The organism is Neisseria sp. P0021.S005 (genome assembly GCF_051956955.1).
The window spans coordinates 1-1,485 of record NZ_JBQCWY010000732.1; the positions used below are offsets into that span (position 1 = coordinate 1).

At 53.2% G+C, this 1,485-nt stretch carries 2 protein-coding genes and 1 pseudogene; all 3 read right to left on the reverse strand.

The window, feature by feature from the left end:
- Nucleotides 1-148, reverse strand: a pseudogene (locus ACTHUE_RS18780) (ACP S-malonyltransferase); the annotation flags it as partial.
- A gap of 9 nt (nucleotides 149-157) precedes the next feature.
- The gene (locus tag ACTHUE_RS18785) at nucleotides 158-442 is read right to left on the reverse strand and encodes a DUF1294 domain-containing protein (RefSeq protein WP_440424159.1); all 285 of its coding nucleotides are present in this window, start codon (nucleotides 440-442) and stop codon (nucleotides 158-160) included.
- A 114-nt stretch (nucleotides 443-556) separates the two neighbouring features.
- Nucleotides 557-1,485: beta-ketoacyl-ACP synthase III (locus tag ACTHUE_RS18790; protein ID WP_440403148.1), on the reverse strand; the 929-nt coding region annotated here is incomplete at its 5' end.

Genomic DNA, 1,485 nt, shown 5'->3' on the forward strand with positions numbered 1-1,485 from the left:
CTTCGCCGTTAATCATTGCCCACAGGTCTTGACCCAATACGGCGGAAGCTTCGTCAAATGTGGCTTTAACGATGGCTTGCTCGGCAAAGCCGTTCATCATGCCTAGGCTTTGTGAGCCTTGTCCGGGGAAGAAGAATGCGAAAGACATGGTAATTCCTTATTGGTTTGAATGTTTGAGGGTGTCTGCCAGCAGAAGGAGGGTGGCGACAGTATTGGTTGCGGTGGTCAGCCGGAAGGTGCGGACAAATCCGGGTTTGCTGGTTTTATGCCGGAATATGAGGCTGCCGCAATAACCGCCCGGCCAGCCACCAAGCAGGTTGAGCAGGTGCAATTTTGCTTCGGGTATGCGCCTGCCGTGCTTGCGTGCGCGCTGTTTGTCTTGGTAGTAAAGCAGGAAAACGTATGCACTTAGCGCGAGATAGGCAATTGCCAGTTTGGGCAATATTACAGCCGTTATGCTTAAAAACAGGCTGCTGATGCAGAGTGCAAACGTTAGGGATTTCATGGGTTTGAGCAGAATAGGCCGTCTGAAAGAGGTGTTCAGACGGCCCAATCGTTAGTATTTCACTAAAACCGCACCCCAGGCAAAACCGCCGCCGATGCCTTCGAGCAAGAGGTTTTGTCCGCGTTTGATTTGGCCGTTTTTAATGCCGACATCCAGTGCCAGTGGAATGGAGGCGGCGGAAGTGTTGCCGTGGTCTTGGACGGTCAAGATCACTTTGTCCATGCTCAAGCCCAAGTGTTTGGCGGTAGAGTCGATAATGCGCTTGTTGGCTTGGTGCGGCACAATCCAATCGATTTGATCGGCGGTGTAACCGGCTTCTTCGATAACGTCATCTGCAATTTTTGCCAGCATTTTGACGGCAAACTTGAATACGCCGGGGCCGTCCATACTGATGTAGGGTGAGCCGCAAACCTGGCCGTTAGCGATTTGTCCGGGGACGTTTAAAAGGTTGAGGTAGTTGCCGTCGGCTTTGAGTTTGCCGTGGATGATGCCCGGTTCGTCAGATGCGCTTAAGACAACCGCGCCTGCGCCGTCACCAAAGAGGACGCAGGTGGTGCGGTCGTTCCAATCAACGATGCGGCTGAAGGTTTCTGCGCCGATAACCAAAGCGTTTTTCGCCATGCCGCTTTTGATGTAGGCATTAGCAGTGGTCATGGCATACATAAAACCGGCGCACACGGCTTGTACGTCAAAGGCAGGGCAGCCGTTGGTTATGCCTAATTTTTGCTGCACGATGGTCGCCGTGGAGGGGAACTGCATGTCTGGAGTGGCTGTGGCGACGATAATCAGATCGATATCGTCAGCCTGCAAATCGGCATCTGTCAAGGCGCGGCGCGCTGACTCGGCGGCCAAGTCGCTGGTTTTTTCGCTGTCGTCTGCAATATGGCGAAATTTGATACCTGTACGCGTGGTAATCCACTCGTCGGAAGTGTCCACTTTTTTGGCAAGGTCGTCATTGCTGACGCGGTTGGCAGGAAGGT